Origin of the sequence: Bradyrhizobium sp., from assembly GCF_049581145.1 — a bacterium.
In the GTDB taxonomy this organism is placed as follows: Bacteria; Pseudomonadota; Alphaproteobacteria; order Rhizobiales; family Xanthobacteraceae; genus Bradyrhizobium.
In genome coordinates, this window is record NZ_JBAURI010000621.1 from 1 (window position 1) to 13,016 (window position 13,016).

A 13,016-nucleotide genomic window follows, 5' to 3' on the forward strand; every position below is an offset into this window, starting at 1 on the left:
ATACCACGGTGACGCGCACCGAGACCGACCGGCTGATCACCGGCAACAAACTGTCGGCGATCCATGGTTGCTATGCCAGCGCCCTGACCCTGATCGCGAGCGAAGTCTGCGAACGCGCCAAGGTGCCGCTGATCACCGGCTCGAGTTCCGACCAGCTCAACAAGGGACGGACCTGCACCTTCACCCCGTTCGCGCGCGCCTCGCAGTTCGCCAAGGCGCAGTTGCAGATGGCAAAGCTCGTCAGCGACCAGCCGAAAGTCGCGGTGATCTTCGAGAACACCGCGTTCGGGACCTCGACCTCGAACGGGCTGAAGGAGCTGGCGCCGGGCGAAGGCGTCGAGATCGTGATGTTCGAGCCCTACTCGGCCGGCTTCACCGATGCGAGCCCGCTGATCAACAAGGTCAAGGCCTCCGGCGCCAACACGTTGTTCGCGCTCTCCTACCTCAACGACCTGATCCTGATCGCGCGGACCGTCAAGCAGGTCGGCCTCAACATCGCGATCAATGGCGGCTCGGGCGGCTTCGTCATTCCGGATTTCTACAAGAATGTCGGCAAGCTGGCCGACGGCTTGCAGGGCGTCGCGCACTGGAACCACGACATCAACGACGATGCGCAGAAGGTGAATGCCGAATACAAGAAACGCACCGGCGAGTTCGCCTTCGAATATGCCGGCGGCCTGGTCGCCCAGACCTTCATGCTTGCGGACGCGCTGGAGCGCGCGGCCTCGGCCGATCCGCAGAAGGTGCGCGCGGCGCTGTCGACGCTCGACGTCTCCTCGGGCTATGCGGCGATGGCGCCCGGGGGCAAGGTGAAGTTCGGCCCGGACGGCAAGAACATCTACGGCCGGCCGGTCGGCGTGCAGTGGCAGAACGGCGATCTCGTCAGCGTCTTCCCCAAGGAAGACGCCCGCGCCCCGCTTTTGAAGATTTGAGCGGGCGGATCGCGCCAGATGCTGGAAACAGTGGCCCAGGCCGTCATCAACGGCCTGCTGATCGGCGGCATTTACGCCCTCGTCAGCATCGGCGTGACGCTGATCTTCGGCGTCGTCAAGATCGTCAATTTCGCCCAGGGCGAGTTCGTGATGATCGGGATGTACATCTCGTACTATCTCGCCACCCAGTTCGGCATCGACCCGATCCTGTCGCTGTTGATCTCGATGCCGGTTCTGTTCGTGATCGGCGTCCTGATCCAGCACTTCCTGATCCGCCGGGTGCTGGGGCCGAACGACATGCCGCAGATCTTCCTGACCTTTGCGCTGTCGCTGCTGCTGCTCAATCTCGCGCTGATGCTGTTCAGCGCCAACTACCGCACCGTGCACACATCCTATTCGGATGAAGCGTTTCATTTCGGCGGCCTCTATGTCCCTGAGGCCAAGCTGATCGCCTTCGTGGTGGCGATGATCCTGAGCGGAGCGCTCTGGACCTTCCTGCACACCACCGATCTCGGCAAGGCGATGCGCGCCGCAGCCCAGAACCGCGACGTCGCGACCTTGATGGGGATCAATCCCAATCGAGTGTTCGCGGTCGCCTTTGGCGCTGCGCTGGCGCTGGCCGGAGCCGCGGGCTCGCTCCTGATGCCGTTCTATTCGGCCTATCCGTTCGTCGGACAGGTGTTCGTGCTGATGGCCTTTGTCGCCGTCGTGCTCGGCACGCTCGGCAACGTGATCGGTGCGCTGATCGCGAGCCTGATGATGGGGGTCGCCGAATCGCTCGGCATCCAGTTCGTCGGCGCGGATTCCGGCCAGATCGTGGTGTTCGCCATGCTGCTGCTGACGCTCGCGTTCAAGCCGACCGGCCTCGGCGGCGGGAGGGTCCGCTAGTGGCGCGGTCAGGCAGATGGAAGCTTGTCGCGCTCATGGTCCTCGCCGCGGTGCTGCTGGTCCTGCCGCAGGTCGTGACCAGTTCGTTCGCGCTCGACATCTTCATTCGCATCCTCTTGTTCTCCTTCATCGGCGTCGCCTGGAACTTGATGGGCGGCTACGCCAAGCAGCTCTCGCTCGGCCACGCCGCCTATTTCGGCCTCGGCGCCTATACGTCCACCATCATGCAGGTCGATTTCGGCATCTCGCCCTGGATCGGCATGGTCGCCGGCGGCATCGTCGCCATGCTGGCCAGCCTGCCGATCGGCTGGCTCTGCTTCCGGCTGCGCGGCCCCTATTTCACCATCGCCACCATCGCGACCGCGCAGGCGCTGATGCTGATCTTCCTGAAATTCCGCGATCTGGCCTGGGGCGCCGAGGGCACCACCATCCCCAACCTCGGCAGCGCGCCGTTGATGCTGCAGTTCGAGACCAAGGCGTCCTATTACTACGTGGTGCTCGGCCTGCTCGCGGTCGGGCTCGTCATCACCGCTGGAATCGAACGCTCGTGGATGGGCTATTACCTGGTCGCGATCGGCGAGGACCAGGACGCCGCCGAAGCGATCGGGGTCAACGCGCCGCGCATCAAGCGCGACATCTACATGATCAGCGCATTCCTCACCGCGCTCGCCGGCACCTTCTATGTCCAGTACATCTACTTCATCGATCCGGCGACCGCGTTCAACTTCAACATCTCGATCGAGGCCGCGCTGGTGTCGATCGTCGGCGGCATCGGCACGCTGTGGGGCCCGGTGATCGGCACGGTTCTGCTGGAATCCACCTCCGCGCTGCTGCAGAGCTGGCTCGGCGGCAGCACCGGCGGCGTGCAGCTCACGGTCTACAGCCTGATCCTGATGGCGATCATCCTGTGGCGGCCGACCGGACTGATCGGCCTCGCAACCGACGCCTATCGGCGCTACCTCAATCGCCAGCCGGCGCGGGCGTAAGGCAATCATGGCAGACGCACTCGTCATCAAGGGTCTGAGCAAGCGTTTCGGCGGCCTGCGCGCGGTGCAGGATGTCAGCTTCACCGTCAGGGAAAACGAGACCATGGCGCTGATTGGCCCCAACGGCGCCGGCAAGACCACGAGCTTTCACCTGATCACCGGCTTTCATCGCGCCGATTCCGGTTCGGTGCAGGCGTTCGGACGCGACATCGCGGGCCTTCGGCCGCACGAGGTCTGCAGGCTCGGGCTGGCCCGCACCTTCCAGGTCGCCAAACCCTTTGGCGCCATGACCGTGCTCGACAATGTCATGACCGGCGCATTTTTACGCGACAGGCATCTCGCGGCCGCGCGCGACAAGGCGCGCGACGCGATCGCGTTCGTCGGCCTCTCGGCGCGAGAGCAGACCGCGGCGAAGGACTTGACCACGATCGACCAGCGACGGCTGGAGATGGCCCGCGCGCTCGCGACCAAGCCGAAAATCCTGCTGCTCGACGAGGTGATGGCGGGGCTCAACCCGTCCGAGATCGATCAGGCGGTGGCGCTGGTCGGCAAGCTGGCGCAGGCCGGGCTGACCATCGTGATCGTCGAGCATGTGATGCGCGCCATCATGGCGGTGGCGCGCCACATCGTGGTGCTCGATCATGGCCAGAAGATCGCGGAAGGCGCGCCGAAGGAGGTCATGGACAATCCCGAAGTGATCCGCGCCTATCTCGGCTCCGGCTACCTGCACCTGCCGGCCGGAGGCGCGCATGCTTGAGCTCAATGGCGTCAGTGCCCGTTACGGCTCGGTGCCGGCGATCGCCAACGTCTCGATCAGGATCGGCGCCGGCGAGGCGGTGGGACTGCTGGGCGCCAATGGTGCCGGCAAGAGCACCACGCTGCGCGCGATCTCGGGCCTCGTGGGCCTGTCGGCGGGATCGATCAGCTTCGACGGCATCGATGTCGCCGCGCTGCCACCCCACCGGAGACCGGAACTGGGCATCGCGCATGTGCCGGAGGGGCGCCAGGTCTTCCCCGAGATGAGCGTGCAGGAGAATCTCGAGATCGGCGCCTATGTGCCGAAGGCGAAGGCGGAGCGCGCCCGCACCATGGAACTGGTCTACGAGATATTTCCCCGGCTGGCCGAACGCAGGCGCCAGCTCGCCGGCACCATGAGCGGCGGCGAACAGCAGATGCTCGCGGTCGGCCGCGGCCTGATGCTCAAGCCCCGACTCCTGATGCTCGACGAGCCGTCGCTCGGGCTCGCCCCCGTGATGACCGACGTCACCTTCGAGAAGATCGGCGAAATCCACAGGATGGGCACCGCGATCCTGCTGGTCGAACAGAACGTCAGCCGCGCCCTGTCGCTGGTCTCGCGCGCCTACGTGCTCGAAAGCGGCAATGTCATCATGCACGGCAGCAGCGCAGAACTCGCCGGCAACAAGCAGGTGCAGACGGCATATCTGGGGATTTGAGCGGACACGTCTCACCCCGTCATGGCCGCGCGTCGTCTTGCTGAAGCGAAGACGGGTGGGGAAAAGCAAAAACGTCGCCCACCATTCGCGATCATGATTCGGATGAATGGTGGGCACGGCGCCAGAGCGCCTTTGCCCCCTTACGCGCCTCGCCTGCCCGCCGCGTAATTGCAAAGCCCGCCGAAATTGAATACTGCGTGACAAGATTCGTGCAATGGCATTTGAGGACCTGGACGATGGCGGACGCCGATCTGGATGTCGTGATTCGACAGCTTGCGAAGCAGCAGACCAAGGACATCATGGCTGCCGCGAAACGCCGCCGGGATCGCTATGCCAGTCTTGCCGCCAAGACCAAGGACAGCGCGACCAAGGAGCGCTACAAGCAGGTCGCCCGAAACACCATGATGCAGGGCGCTGCCGCGGCCAAGCGGCTGCAGCTTGCGGCCGACAACGCCGCGGACAGTTACGCGCGGTCGATCCGGAACGCGGCACAAGAGGCCCCCGCCAAAACGGCGGTCAAGAAGCCGGTCAAGAAGAGCAAGAGCTGATCGACCATCCGGATTGGAGCGGCGCGTCGGAGCGGACGCCAGGGCGTCAGCCATATCCCATCGTCTAAGGACGGCAGCTTGGGCTTCGACGGATCGGTCCGGCGGGCTACTTCGAGGCCTTGGCGATCTTGTGCTCCAGATGGCCCGTCTCGTGATCGCGGCGCAGCTGGCTCAGCGATGTCTCGTTAAGCTGATGCAGGACCTCGCTCAGCTTCTCGGTTTCGGGATAACCGGCTGCAAAGCCCGCTCCATAGATCTTGCGTAGCGTGCGCACCAGGGTATTGCCGTGCTTGTGGCTGATTTCGCCGTCCTTGTCACGGTGGCGATGGTCGAGACCGGTCTTGCTCACGCTGCCCTCCATTGTACCCAGAGTTGCCCGCCAAATGCGAAGCATCCTCCCAGCGGGACCAAATGGCAATTGGCGCGCCGGCGAATTCGTCTGGTGCGCTGCATCAATCGGGGCGGCCGCAAGGCCGCGCGCTGCAGCGAAGCGCTGTAGCCGCGGCCGTTCGACTTTGCGAGAACGATCCAGAAGAGAGAGGTCAGGTCAATCGCAATATCAGGGCAGGAATCATCAGGGCAGGAATTTGATGCCGTATGTGTTGCCCTGACGCCAGACGACCTCGCAGGGCTGGCGCTTCGGATGAGTGGCCACGAGCTGCAATCCGAGCAGGCCGCCGCCATCGATCGTGTCATCCGTCACGATCTTGGCGCCGCCCGGCGAGACGTCGAGCACGACGCATTCGCGCGGCGTCGCGCCGTCATCGACGGTGATCCAGGCCGTCTTCTTGTGCATGTCCCGGCGCGGTTCGCGCTGGACCTTTGTCCTCGGCTTGTCGATCGTCATCATGCGTATCCGTTGCTGGACTGAACGGCTTTCTGCCTGACATCATCAAGACAGGTCATCCAATGGAGCGCGATTTCGTAAAATTGGCGTTAGGGCATTGCCTCGAAGTTTATCCTTTTGGCGCGGGCGCGGCCGCCGGCGAGCGCCGCGACCACGCGATCTCGGCCGTCTTCCGCGGTTGGATGGATTGCTTCGCCGCGTTCGCAATGACGGCCGATCAAACCGCAAAAGGCAACATCACCCAGATCGTCATCGCGAGCGCGGCGACGCAATCCCCGGCGCAGCAATGAAAAGTACTGGACGACATTCTCACCCGACCGCGCGTCGCGCGGCCTGGGCGGCAATGCGAATGACGGCGCTAGGTCACCGCCGTCCGCTTCGGCTCGACGATCTCGAACATTCGGGGAAACTCGTCCATCAGCTCCATCAATTCGGCGAGCCTCACCGGATTGCCGGACGCCTTGATCCTGCCGGCGACGACGGCTTGCGGAAAAGACGTCTGCTTGGCGATCACCTCGTCCAGCGTGCCACGCGCGAGCGTGAAACTCGCGTCGGCGTCGGGCGCCTGCACGCCTGCGATCGAGGTCAGCGCGCAATTCTCCAGCGTCAGCACAAAACTTTCCTGAGTGTCGGTAAAACTCCAGTTCAGCACGATGTGCTTGCCCTCTGCCTTCGGCCCGTTGAGGCGGACGCCGAGCACGTCCCACAACTGCTCGGTGCGCAGCGCGGCCAGCGTCTCGCGCGGCATCGAAGGCCGCGGCGGCGCCTTCGGCATGCCCTGCCGCAGCTCCTGGGCACCGAACAGATAGGCGTTGCGCCAGGTGGCGCTTTCCGCGGCGTAGCCGAGCTGCTCGAGCGTATCGGCGAGCAGCTCACGGGCGGCCTGGTTGTCCGGCTCGGCGAACACCAGATGGCTCAACGCCTGCGCTACGAAGCGCAATTCGCCCTTGGCAAAATCGGTTTTCGCGCGCGCGAGGATCGCCTCGGAGCCCCCCATGTACTCGACATATTTCCGACCGGCCTCGACCGGCGGCAGCGGATCGAGATTGACCGGGTTGGCATCGTACCAGCCGAGATATTTCTGGTAGATCGCCTTCACATTATGCCGGATATGGCCGTAATAGCCGCGCGCATGCCAGGCGCCTTCGAGGCTTTTCGGCAGGCGGATGGTTTCGGCGATCTCGGTCGCTGTGAGCCCGTGATTCATCAGGCGGATGGTCTGGTCGTGCGCGAATTTGTAGAGATCGCGCTGCTGGCGGATCATGGTGTCGATGCGCTCACGGCCCCACACCGGCCAATGGTGCTGGCCGCACATCGCGTCGGCCTTGCCGCCCCAGAGTTGCAGCGCCTCGCCCAGATATTTCGACCAGGCCAGCGCGTCGCGCACATCGGCGCCGCGGAACGGCAGCAGATTGTGGAAATTATGCGTGCAGTTTTCCGCGAGGTTCAACAACCCAAAGCGCGGGATGTAGAAGTGCATCTCGGCCGGCGCTTCGCTGTTCGGCGCCATCTGGAATTCGAAGGCGACGCCGTCGATCACGCGTCTGTCGCCCGTCGCCATGATCAGATCGGTGGGGCGCAGCAGCGCGACCGAGCCCGCTGCCATCGATTTGCCGAGCCCGCAATCGACCTGTCCGCGCGCGCCCTTGGCGAGAAACGGACCGAACTGGTATTGCGCGCGACGCAGCATCGCCGGGCCTGCGATGATGTTTTCGGAGACCGCGTGCTCCATGAACAGGTTCGGCGCGATGATCGGCACCCGGCCACCGGCGAGCGCATCCTCGTCCAGCACGCCGCGCGCGCCGCCCCAATGATCGGTGTGGGTATGGGTGAAGATCACGGCTGCAACCGGCCGCTGGCCGCGATGCCTGACGTAAAGCTCCATCGCGGCGCGGGCGCCCTCGATAGAGGTCAGCGTATCCACCACGATCACGCCGCGCTCGCCCTCGATCAAGGTCATGTTGGCGATGTCGAGCCCGCGCACCTGGTAGACGCCAGGCACCACCTCGAACAGACCATGCTGCATGTTGAGGCGCGATTGCCGCCACAGGCTCGGATTCACCGTCGCCGGCGCCTCAGTGTCGGCGAGGAAGCCATAGGGTTCCAGACTCCAGACCACCCTGCCCTGCGCGGAGCTGATCGTCGCGTGGTCGATGCTGCCGATGAAGCCGCGCGCGGCATCGTCGAAATCGGCGGTATCAGCGAACGGCAGCGCCTGCAGCATGGCCTCGTGCTGCGCCATGACCGAACTTGATGCGTCCTTAGGTGCTTCGCTACCGCCCGCTTGGGTCATGCTCGCGTCCTGCTTGTGGTGACGCCGGACCAGCCATCTTGGTGCTCGCGCCGGCGCTCCGGGTGCTTGACATTGAGTATCACGACTTCGTCGCCGGTCGACGGTGTAATAGACGGGATAGCTGCGGTGAATCCATGTCGGTTTTGGCCGCGGCCGGGGCGCGCCCGCGCATGGGATCATCGACCGATCAAACGCCTCCCTTGCCGATGCCGTGCGCCAGAACATGCGCGACGTCCTGGCGGGTCAGGGCTTGCTCAATGAGAAAGTGCACGGCGGGACTTTCGCGCTCCGCGAAGATCGCCAGCACGAGTTGCACGCCCGTCACGGTCTGGCCTCCCGATGCCCTGACGTGAACCACCGCGCGCTGCACGACGCGTTGGAAGGCCGCGGTCGGTCCGGTCGCCTCGCCATCCGCGGTCACGAGCTCCTTCAATTCGATATCAAGATCACCGGCGACGGCATCATTAAGAGTGGCAAGATCGACGTTGCAGGCCTTCATCGCGCCGGACGCATCGGCGTCCTCGATCAGGGCAAGCAGGAGATGCTCGAGGGTCGTGTATTCATGCATTCGCCGCCGCGCGAAGCCGAAAGCCCGGTGCAGCGTCGCCTGGAGTTCGGGAGAAAACCGAACTGTCGGACCGCCCTCGTCGCCCGGAGGCGGCAACGGAAGCACACTCTTGCGTCGGTCGAATGCAGCCGAGTGGATCGCGGCCGCGAGCGTGTTCCAGTTGGCGACACCGAACGTCTCGGCGATCAATTCGAGGCTTTGGCTGACGGTTATCTTGAAGAGGCGGCACGCTTACGGGAAGCTTAAGAGCCATCGCGCCTAATCGTAGGACAGCGGTCCCTGGTCGCGATAGGCCCAGCAGGCCTCGCGCGGCAGGCAGACGGGCGTTTCGACGCCGATGGCATGGCGCGCGGCGGTGCCGAGCTCGAGCGCTTCCAGCCGGTGGCCGAACAAGTCGATGTCGTAAACGGTCTGCGTGCCCTGATAGCGGCGATCGACGATACCGGCGGTGTAGGAGTTGGCGCCGTCCTGCCGGCCGATTGCGATGTTTTCCGGCCGCAGCGCGATCCGCACCTTGTCGCCGGGATTGAGCTGCTGCAGCAGTGCTGCCTCCCCACACCGGCCGCCGCCGAAATCGACCGTGCCGAATTGTCCGTTACGCGCGATGAGCGTGCCGGCGAGCTCATTGGTGGCACCGGTGAAATTGGCGACGAACAGATCGGCCGGCCGGTTATAGATCTCGTCAGGCGAGCCGATCTGCAACAGCTTGCCGTCGCGCATCACTCCGATGCGATCGCCGAGCACGACCGCTTCGGCCTGGTCATGGGTGACGTAGAGCGCGGTCATGCCGGTCTGCTTCAGGATCACGCGCAGATCATCGCGCAGCCGCAGCCGCAATTTGGCGTCGAGGTTCGACAAGGGTTCGTCGAGCAGCAACAGCTGCGGCCGATAGACCATGCTGCGCGCCAGCGCCACGCGCTGCATCTGGCCACCCGACAACGCCACCACCGAGCGGTCGGCATATTCGGACAGGCCGACCAGCGCCAAGACCTCATCGACCTTCTTGCTGGCGTCCGTGCGCGAGATCTTGCGGTGCTTGAGCGGATAGACCACGTTCTGCCGGACCGTCATGTGCGGCCACACCGCATAGGATTGGAATACCATGCCGAGGTCGCGCGCGCGCGGCGGCACCAGGATGCCACGCTCGGGCTGCGACACCACCTTGCCGCCGATTGCAATCTCGCCGCCGGTCGGATGCTCGAGCCCCGCGACGCAGCGCAAGGTCGTGGTCTTGCCGCAGCCCGACGGGCCCAGCAGCACCACGATCTCGCCGGCCGGCACGGCGAAGCTGACGCCGTCGATTGCGGGACGGCCGATCGCGAACTGCTTGCGCAGGTCGGTGGCCTCGAGCGTCGCTGTCATGACGTCACCGGATCCATCGACACGCCGGTCACTGCCGATAGCCGTAGATCTTGTCCCAGTCCGCAACCCAGGATTCGTGCAGCTTCACATATTGATCGAAATTCGGGTACCACACCTTGACCACCTTGGGATCGAAACCTTCGGGATAGACCGGCGCCACCTTGAGCGAAGTGAGGTTGCCGAGCTCCTTGATCATGAAGGTCTGCCCTTCCTTCGACAGGCACCAGTTCAAAAACAGTTTTGCCGCATTGGGATGGGCTGCGGTCTTCGGGATTCCGGTGGCATAGGGATTGACCGGCGCGCCCTCCGGCGGAAAGAAGATCTGGATCGGCGCGCCTTCCTTCTGTTTCGGATAAATCGCGTTGTAGAGCAGCGGCCCCATCGCGACCTCGCCACGCACCAGCGCGTCCGACATCGGCGCCCCCGACGGATAGAGCACCGGGTGGGTCGCGGCCTGCTTCGCCCAGTAGTCCTCGCCCAGCACCTGGCGCTCGAACATGATCCGGGTCCAGGTGGTGCCGCCGGATTCCGCGAACACCTCGCCGGTCAGATTGTCATATTCCGGCCTTGTGAGATCCATCCAGGTCTTGGGCGGCGTCTTCACCAGCTCGGTATTGTAGGCGATCGACCAGACCAGCGTGGCCCGCGGCCACAACTTTGGCGACACCTGCGCGTCCGGATTGTAGTCGGCCGCATTCGGCGGCGCATAATCCTGGAACAGGTCGGCGAGCGGCAGCATCAGCGCGCGGTCGGAATGATCGACCACGTCGGCGATCAGCTTGCCCGCCGCGGCCTCGGTCTTCACCCGCGTGATCAGTTGCCCGCCGGGGGCACGCACCATCTCGATTCTGATCTCCGGAAAGCGCTTGTTGAATTGCTTGATCACCTGCTGCTCGACCTCGGCGAAATTCGCGGTGTAGAATACGAGCTTGCCTTCGGCCTTCGCCGCCGCGATCAGTTCGGGCGAACCGAAGCTGTCCTCGGCTTGCGCCGGCGCATGGGTCAAGGTGACGCCGAGCATGGCGACGCCGGCCGCAGCAAAAATCCTGGCAACGAATTTGGCAATCATGACCGATCCTCCGTCCCAATAGTTCCTGTTCGTTGATCGCTTATCTGATGCCGCGCACGACGCCGCCCTGCGCTGCGCCGCGCGACAGCCAGTTCGCACCGCCGATGAGGACGCCGAGCAGCACCGTCTGCACCAGGCTGAAGGCGGCGGTCTTGCCGACATTGCCGCCTTCGTAATAATCCAACAGCAGCACCGACATCACCATGGTGTTGCTGGTGTAGAGAAACAGCGAGGAGCCCAGCTCGCGGACCGCCAGCACGAACAACAGCGTCATCGAGGCCACCACGCCGGGCCGCGCCAGCGGCAGCACGATCGTGCCGATGGTCGCAAGCGTGCCCTTGCCGCAGACCCAGGCCGCTTCCTCGAGCTCGCGATGGATCTGCAGGAACGACGTCGACAGCGCCTTCACCGTATCGGGCATGAAACGCGCGATGAACGCCAGCGCCAGAATCCAGATCGTGCCGTAGAGCCCGCCGGGAATGCCGATCCAGGCCCAGAGATAGGCAACGCCGATCACGAGGCCGGGGATCGCGACCGGCACGGTCGCGACCAGATCGATGCTGCGCCGGCCCGGCAGGCGGGTGCGATGGATGGTGTAGCCGATCGCAAAGGCCAGCGCGCCGCCCGCGATCGCGGTGATGATGCCGACCTCGACTGCGTTATACATCGAATTCAATGTCAGCGGATTGTCGAAAATGCTGTAGAAATGCATCAGCGAATATTGCCGCATGTCGAACAGCGCCGCGGTGTCGCGGATGAACATGAACCTGCGGAACGCAGCCACGATCAAGGCCAGCGTCGGCAGGATCACGACGACCAGGAGATAGATCAGGCCGAGCGCGAAGGTGAGCCAGCGCCATCCTCCGAGATCGAGGCTGCGCGGCCGGAACGCCTTGCCGGCGACCGTGGTGTAGCTGCGTCCGCTCAGCACCTTCTGCTGCAGGAACACCAGCAGGCCGGTGACCACCATCAGGATGATCGCGACCGCGGCGGCGGTATTGTAGAGCGGCGGCGACCAGTTGGTGAGCTTGAAGATGTAGGTCGTCAGCACGTTGATGTTGCTGGGCGCGCCAAGCACCGCCGGAACGCCGTAGATGCCGAGCATCACGATGAAGGACAGCAGCATCCCGGAGACGATCGCGGGCATGATCAGCGGAAATGTCACCGAGAACAGCGTCGCTAGCGCGCTGGCGCCGGAAATCTCAGCGGCCTCCTCCAGGCTCGGGTCCATGTTACGCAGCGCAGACGCGGTGAACATGTAGACATAGGGCGCGTAGTAGATGCCGAACACGAACACCAGCCCCGACAATGTGTAGAGGTCGACGTGCCAGGACAGACCGGCCGACTTGAAGAGCGTGTTGAGCAGACCGGTCTTCGGCGAGCCCAGGATCGACCACGCCACGCCGGCGACGAGCGGCGGCGCGAACAGCGGCAGCATGCTGGCGGCCGCGATCAGGCCCTTGAACGGGGTATTGGTGCGCACCACGATCCAGGAGAACAACAGCCCGATCGCAACTGCGACCAGCGTTCCGCCGGCACAGGCGACCAAGGTGTTGAACAGGGCTTCCCCGACGTTCGGATTGGACAGCACAATGAGGAAATTGGCGATCGACAGGTGCACCAGGCTGAGCCCCTCAACCACCGGGTTGGTATCGGTGAGCGCCCCGAGCAACAGCGTGAAGACCGGATAAATCACCAGAAAACCGAGGATCGCGAATAACAGCGCGACCCAGGCGCCGGCCAACATGCCCCGGTGCTTGCCTGCAGAGCCGCTTTGCACGGCCTCGATGCGCGGGCCCGACAGTTCCCCGTCCAAAGCGCCTTCCCCCGTGCCGGCGGAGCGAACTTTATTGTTATGACCGCCTTGGATGGAGCCTAGTAGATCGGCCGGCAGGCGGGAAGTAGCCGAAAGTCGCGCTGAAATGGTGTCGTTTATCGCTTGATCTGAATTCGGTCTGCGCAATCGAACTCTGGCGCGCGTGGCCGGCGGCGAGACCGACATGGACGATGCCGCAGGGTGAAGGAGGGCGACAGCGGCCAGACTGATTCCAGCTGGAACGGTATCAAGC

Annotated in this window: 14 protein-coding genes; 7 read left to right on the forward strand and 7 right to left on the reverse strand. The window is 64.3% G+C overall.

Annotated features, from left to right (window positions below; translation table 11 throughout):
* The 6 genes from WCB02_RS20430 to WCB02_RS20455 form a co-directional block, all read left to right on the forward strand.
* Window positions 1-932: ABC transporter substrate-binding protein (locus tag WCB02_RS20430; RefSeq protein ID WP_423960856.1), on the forward strand; the 932-nt coding region annotated here is incomplete at its 5' end.
* An 18-nt stretch (window positions 933-950) separates the two neighbouring features.
* Window positions 951-1,820: a branched-chain amino acid ABC transporter permease gene (locus WCB02_RS20435; protein ID WP_423960858.1), complete on the forward strand. Its 870-nt coding sequence runs from the start codon at window positions 951-953 to the stop codon at window positions 1,818-1,820.
* A 35-nt stretch (window positions 1,821-1,855) separates the two neighbouring features.
* Window positions 1,856-2,806, forward strand: coding sequence for a branched-chain amino acid ABC transporter permease (locus WCB02_RS20440; protein ID WP_423960861.1), 951 nt, complete (start codon window positions 1,856-1,858; stop codon window positions 2,804-2,806).
* 7 nt (window positions 2,807-2,813) lie between these two features.
* A complete protein-coding gene (locus WCB02_RS20445) occupies window positions 2,814-3,563 on the forward strand; it encodes an ABC transporter ATP-binding protein (protein WP_423960863.1) in 750 nt (249 codons plus the stop codon).
* Window positions 3,556-4,260 (forward strand): ABC transporter ATP-binding protein, encoded by a 705-nt coding sequence (locus WCB02_RS20450; protein WP_423960864.1) that lies wholly within the window; start codon window positions 3,556-3,558, stop codon window positions 4,258-4,260. The genes WCB02_RS20445 and WCB02_RS20450 overlap by 8 nt, the downstream gene beginning before the upstream one ends.
* 236 nt (window positions 4,261-4,496) lie before the next feature.
* Window positions 4,497-4,808 (forward strand): hypothetical protein, encoded by a 312-nt coding sequence (locus WCB02_RS20455; RefSeq protein ID WP_423960866.1) that lies wholly within the window; start codon window positions 4,497-4,499, stop codon window positions 4,806-4,808.
* A gap of 106 nt (window positions 4,809-4,914) precedes the next feature.
* Here the strand turns inward: WCB02_RS20455 and WCB02_RS20460 are convergent, their stop codons facing one another.
* Window positions 4,915-5,157, reverse strand: a complete 243-nt coding sequence (locus WCB02_RS20460; RefSeq protein WP_423960867.1) for a hypothetical protein — start codon at window positions 5,155-5,157, stop codon at window positions 4,915-4,917.
* Window positions 5,158-5,382: 225 nt separating this feature from the next.
* The gene (locus WCB02_RS20465; protein WP_423960868.1) at window positions 5,383-5,655 is read right to left on the reverse strand and encodes a PilZ domain-containing protein; all 273 of its coding nucleotides are present in this window, start codon (window positions 5,653-5,655) and stop codon (window positions 5,383-5,385) included.
* 62 nt (window positions 5,656-5,717) lie between these two features.
* Here WCB02_RS20465 and WCB02_RS20470 point away from each other — a divergent pair, with 62 nt between their 5' ends.
* A complete protein-coding gene (locus WCB02_RS20470; RefSeq protein WP_423960870.1) occupies window positions 5,718-5,945 on the forward strand; it encodes a hypothetical protein in 228 nt (75 codons plus the stop codon).
* Window positions 5,946-6,013: 68 nt separating this feature from the next.
* On the opposite strand, the gene WCB02_RS20475 is transcribed toward WCB02_RS20470, so the two are convergent.
* The 5 genes from WCB02_RS20475 to WCB02_RS20495 all read right to left on the reverse strand — a co-directional run bounded on the left by WCB02_RS20475 (window position 6,014) and on the right by WCB02_RS20495 (window position 12,763).
* On the reverse strand, window positions 6,014-7,948 hold the full coding sequence (locus WCB02_RS20475) for an alkyl/aryl-sulfatase (RefSeq protein ID WP_423960872.1): 1,935 nt from the start codon (window positions 7,946-7,948) through the stop codon (window positions 6,014-6,016).
* Window positions 7,949-8,135: 187 nt separating this feature from the next.
* Window positions 8,136-8,729, reverse strand: coding sequence for a Clp protease N-terminal domain-containing protein (locus WCB02_RS20480; protein ID WP_423960881.1), 594 nt, complete (start codon window positions 8,727-8,729; stop codon window positions 8,136-8,138).
* Between the two features lie 45 nt (window positions 8,730-8,774).
* Window positions 8,775-9,878, reverse strand: coding sequence for an ABC transporter ATP-binding protein (locus WCB02_RS20485; protein ID WP_423960875.1), 1,104 nt, complete (start codon window positions 9,876-9,878; stop codon window positions 8,775-8,777).
* 28 nt (window positions 9,879-9,906) lie between these two features.
* The gene (locus tag WCB02_RS20490; RefSeq protein WP_423960877.1) at window positions 9,907-10,947 is read right to left on the reverse strand and encodes an ABC transporter substrate-binding protein; all 1,041 of its coding nucleotides are present in this window, start codon (window positions 10,945-10,947) and stop codon (window positions 9,907-9,909) included.
* 40 nt (window positions 10,948-10,987) lie between these two features.
* Window positions 10,988-12,763 carry an ABC transporter permease gene (locus WCB02_RS20495; RefSeq protein WP_423960879.1) on the reverse strand — a complete coding sequence of 592 codons (1,776 nt, stop codon included), beginning with the start codon at window positions 12,761-12,763 and terminating at the stop codon, window positions 10,988-10,990.
* Between the last annotated feature and the right edge of the window lie 253 nt (window positions 12,764-13,016).